The organism is Nitrospinaceae bacterium, assembly GCA_018669005.1.
In the GTDB taxonomy this organism is placed as follows: Bacteria; UBA8248; UBA8248; order UBA8248; family UBA8248; genus UBA8248.
Window position 1 is genome coordinate 1 of the sequence record JABJAL010000120.1, and the last position, 4,072, is coordinate 4,072.

Sequence of the window (4,072 nt, forward strand, 5' to 3'; positions counted from 1 at the left end):
CTTGAAAATTCAGAGCCCGAGCAACCCATACTTTTCCTGCCCGATGTCTTTCTCGGGTTCTTTGCTGCCAAATACATCGAAAAACACGGTCACTCGCTCGACAGGCTCTGGCTCATGCTGGGCGCCTGTCATGTCCACGAGGCCATTCGTCCGCATCACGTCAACGAGCAGATGCGCCTCCACCCCGAGGCGGCTGTGGTTATTCATCCCGAGTGCGGCTGCACGAGCGCATGCATGACCCAGGTGAATTTGGGGCAGGTTCCCGAAGACCTTCTTCAGTTCCGCTCGACGCAAGGGATGGTCAAGCTGGTCCAGGAGGTTCCCCAGCAGGAAATCATCATGGCGACCGAGGTGGGCAATCTTTACCCGATGTCGAAGGCCGCGCCGGAAAAGACCCTTATTCCAGCGAGCGCCGAGGCGAAGTGCAGTTTTATGAAGCAGAACACCTTGCAGAACCTCCACACGTCCCTTCGCGACATGGTGCACGAAGTGACCGTTGACCCCGAGCTTGCCGAGCGGGCGAAGGTTCCCATCGAGCGGATGATTTCCATCGGCTAGCCCAGGGCCGGATAATGGAAGCCACAATGCGGCCAAGGGGTAGCATGTGGCCGTAGATAATTGTTGGACCTGATGGGGTACACGCAGCCTTCGGGATGCTCTTGCTCTTTGGGGAAATGGTATTTGTGCTCAAGCGGCGGAACCACAGGGCGCCGCTCTTTTTTTGTAAGGAATTCAAAGAAGGAACCCAACCTTGGATATCAGGGCAAAAGTGCGCGAATGGCTGCTTGAGGATATCGGAAGCGCCCCGTTTCAGATTGAGACGGCTGGCGATCCTGTATGTGAGGCCGAGATCAGGGCGAAATCTTCTGGAATCCTTGCCGGTGTCCCGTTCATCGGCGTGATGTTCGAGGAGTGTGCCCGCCTCATCGCGCTCGACATTCCTGTGCCGGTGGAAATTAGTTGGGAAAAATCAGACGGCGATGAAGCATCGCCAGGCGATTTGCTGGCCGTGGTACGTGGCCATGCGCAGATACTGCTCAAGTGCGAGCGCACGGCGCTGAACCTTCTTTCCTATATCTCGGAGATAGCCACGAACACTTCGCGCCGTCTCGCCGAGGCGGGCGAGTTCCCCGAGACTTTCAAGGGCCTTCTCGACACCCGCAAGGGCGCGCCGGGGCTCATGTATTTTGAGAAATACGGGGTGCGCACCGGGGGCGGGAAAAACCATCGCCTTGGCATGTTCGATGGCGACATGATCAAGGACAACGACATTAAAGTGGCTGGCTCCATCACGGCGGCCATTGATGCCGTTTGGGGACGGCGCTACATGGTGGACGCTCAGATCGAGGTTCAATCGCTCGGCGAGTTGGGCGAGGTGATGGGCGACGGGCGGGTGCACATGATTCTGCTCGATAACATGGACACCGAAACGCTTGGCACGGCTGTGGCCCAGGCCCGGGAGCAAGGCAGGGCCCGCCAGACGGGAAAGCGCTATGAGCTTGAGGCCTCGGGCATCAAGGGCGGCAACCTTGGCGATATCGCCCGCACCGGGGTGGACTATATTTCGACGAGTGCTCTCGTGCGCTCGGCGCCCGCGCTCGACTTCAACATGAAGATTGTCCGGGTATCCTCGTAGATTTACCGGGGTTCCCTGCCAGCGGCCCTGCTCTTAAGAGCTCTTGGTATGAAAATACCGCTTTTCTCCTGTCTCATCTTCCCCTAAAATACCGTTATCAAATAGAGCTTAATCCTCAGGCGTTTTTTTTTACCAAATAGAGAGACCACGACATGACACCTTCAGCCGAGCGGCTAGCCGAGCGGCCCGAACCCCGTTTTAGCTGGTTCGTTCCCATCGACGGGGACGGCGAGCACATAGGCACGCTCAAGGCCGAGCGCCCGCCTACTTTTGAGAATCTTCGCGCCATCGCCGATGCTGCAGAGGAGGCAGGTTTTTACTCGATGCTGATACCCACGCGGTTCGCCAACGGGCTGTTCGACAGCGGAGAGCCCCTGGCAGAGACCTGGACGACGGCCACCGCACTTGCCGCCGTCACAAAGAAAATCCGGTTTCTTATAGCCGTGCGACCGGGTTTTGTCTCGCCCGGCCTGTTCGCGCAGATGGCGGCCGCCCTTAGCCAGATTAGTGGCGGGCGCATCGACATCAACATTGTGCCCGGCGGTATTCAGGGCGAATTCGAGAAGATGGGCGAGAACATCGATCACGACACGCGCTATGAGCGGGCCGATGAATTCATCGAGGCAATCAGAAAGCTATGGGCCTCGTCCGAGCCCGTGGTGTACGAGGGTGATCATGTTCGGCTAAACGGCGCCCATTGCTCGCCGGGCCCGGTGGGAGCGGGTCCCCAGTTCTATCTCGGCGGCGCCTCGCCGGCCGCACTCCGCCTCGCCGGTCGCCACGCGGATACCTACCTCGCCTGGATTGGCCCAACCGAGGCCATCGCCAAATTCATCTCCTCGGCCACCGAACAATATGACGCCGCCGGGCGCACCCCGGTCTTTGGCCTTCGCACGCATCTTGTATTAAGGGACACCGAGGGTGAGGCCTGGGAGGCCACCGATGAGCTTTTGTCTCGTGCCGAGAAAAACGTCGAGGCCCAGCGCCAATCTCTTTTCGCGGGCACAGCCATGGTCGGCCAGCGAGATCAGGTCAAACGCTTCGAGGAGCATCGCGTCGGCCGCCACCTGTGGAACGGCATCTCGACCGTCCGCGTAAACTGCGGGACGGCCCTCGTTGGCTCGCCCGATCAGATTGCGAACGAGCTTTTGGAGTACTGGCGATTGGGGATCGATGAGTTCATTCTTTCGGGCTACCCGCATCTTGAAGAGTGCCAACGCGTGGCGCGGGACCTGATTCCCCGCATCGAAACTCTAATCGACGCCGAGCGCATCGCTGTCTAGCCGCCCGGTCAACAGCCGCTAGCTGTTGACGCCCTCGACTAAAAACGCCTCGCCGTTGAGCTTGACGATGCTGGTGAGCGGAACCTCCTGGGTGAGCAGATTTTCGGCGAAACAGCCCCCTTTGGCGTTTTTAATCAGTTGGGCTACCTTCTCGGGCGGCTCCTCTGAGATAATCTCCAGATTCGTCTCGGCCCACTCCCAGGTGGTATTAACCGTGCCCTTTAAAACCGAGCCTCTAAGCACATAGTTGAATTCCACCCGGCAGCTTGCCCGCTCGATTTTCATTTTCATCATGTGCGCGTACCGCGCAATCTGGGTGAGTAGTCAGAAACCCACCCCCATCGTGACGTAGCTCATCGGCGGGGGATACCGGTTCTCGCCCCCGATGTGTGCCCCCTCGTCCGCGTATATTTCATGTTTCATGAACTTGCCGAGCCTGAGTTGAAACTCGCCCGGAATCGTCTCGGTGTCGGCCACCAGGTGCATGGCGAAGCCCTGCTTGGGAAGCTCGGGCTTGTCGATGAGCCGCTCACCCGGCGTGGTGCTAGAGCTTCTAAAGGGAATGGGTTTGTCTTCCCCTGCCGGCGTTTTCGCTACGGCAGTGCCTTCAAGGGATAGCGGCTCGCCGTTGAGTTTGGCCTTGCTCCTGAGCGGCACCGCCTGGGTAAACATGTTTTCGGCGAAACAGCCCCCCTTGGCGTTGCGGATAAGCTGGGCGATTTTCTCGGGCGGCTCCTCCGAGATGACCTCGAGATTCGTCTCGACCCCTTCCCAGGTTGTGTTCACCGTGCCCCTTAAAACCGAGCCCCTTAGCACGTAATCAAACACCACCTGACAACTAGCTCTCTCCACCTTCATCTTCATCATGTGCGCGTACCGCGCCATCTGGGTGAGTAGTCAGAAACCCACCCCCATCGCGATATAGCTCATTGGGGGGGGATAGCGGTCATCGCCGCCAATGTGTTTGGGCTCATCTGAGTAGATTTCATGGTCCATGAACTTGCCGAGGCGGAGCTGAAGCTCGCCCGGAATCGTTTCGGTGTCGGCCACAAGATGCATGGCGAAACCCTGCTTGGGCAATTCAGGTTTGTCGATAAGGCGCTCGCCCGGTGTGGTGCTTGAGCTTCTAAAGGGAATGGGTTCATCGGCCATC

The 4,072-nt window shown here is 58.7% G+C and carries 5 protein-coding genes and 1 pseudogene; 3 read left to right on the forward strand and 3 right to left on the reverse strand.

What is annotated here, in order from left to right:
- From nadA to HOJ95_17865, 3 genes are all read left to right on the forward strand, one after another.
- A partial coding sequence (nadA, locus tag HOJ95_17855; GenBank protein MBT6396560.1) for a quinolinate synthase NadA occupies nt 1–558 on the forward strand: 558 nt, incomplete at its 5' end.
- Between the two features lie 193 nt (nt 559–751).
- Nucleotides 752–1,636, forward strand: coding sequence for a carboxylating nicotinate-nucleotide diphosphorylase (gene nadC / locus HOJ95_17860; GenBank protein MBT6396561.1), 885 nt, complete (start codon nt 752–754; stop codon nt 1,634–1,636).
- A 152-nt stretch (nt 1,637–1,788) separates the two neighbouring features.
- A complete protein-coding gene (locus HOJ95_17865; protein MBT6396562.1) occupies nt 1,789–2,919 on the forward strand; it encodes an LLM class flavin-dependent oxidoreductase in 1,131 nt (376 codons plus the stop codon).
- A gap of 18 nt (nt 2,920–2,937) precedes the next feature.
- Here the strand turns inward: HOJ95_17865 and HOJ95_17870 are convergent.
- The 3 genes and pseudogenes from HOJ95_17870 to HOJ95_17880 form a co-directional block, all read right to left on the reverse strand.
- Nucleotides 2,938–3,234: pseudogene (locus HOJ95_17870) on the reverse strand (hypothetical protein).
- 9 nt (nt 3,235–3,243) lie between these two features.
- On the reverse strand, nt 3,244–3,786 hold the full coding sequence (locus HOJ95_17875; GenBank protein ID MBT6396563.1) for a hypothetical protein: 543 nt from the start codon (nt 3,784–3,786) through the stop codon (nt 3,244–3,246).
- 30 nt (nt 3,787–3,816) lie between these two features.
- Nucleotides 3,817–4,072 (reverse strand): hypothetical protein (locus HOJ95_17880; protein MBT6396564.1); only part of this gene is annotated, 256 nt, incomplete at its 5' end.

Excerpts from the sequence above, each read along its gene's own strand:
- HOJ95_17875 (MBT6396563.1), bottom strand. The coding sequence starts at position 3,786 with ATGATGAAGATGAAGGTGGAGAGAGCTAGTTGTCAGGTGGTGTTTGAT.
- HOJ95_17865 (MBT6396562.1), top strand. The coding sequence starts at position 1,789 with ATGACACCTTCAGCCGAGCGGCTAGCCGAGCGGCCCGAACCCCGTTTT.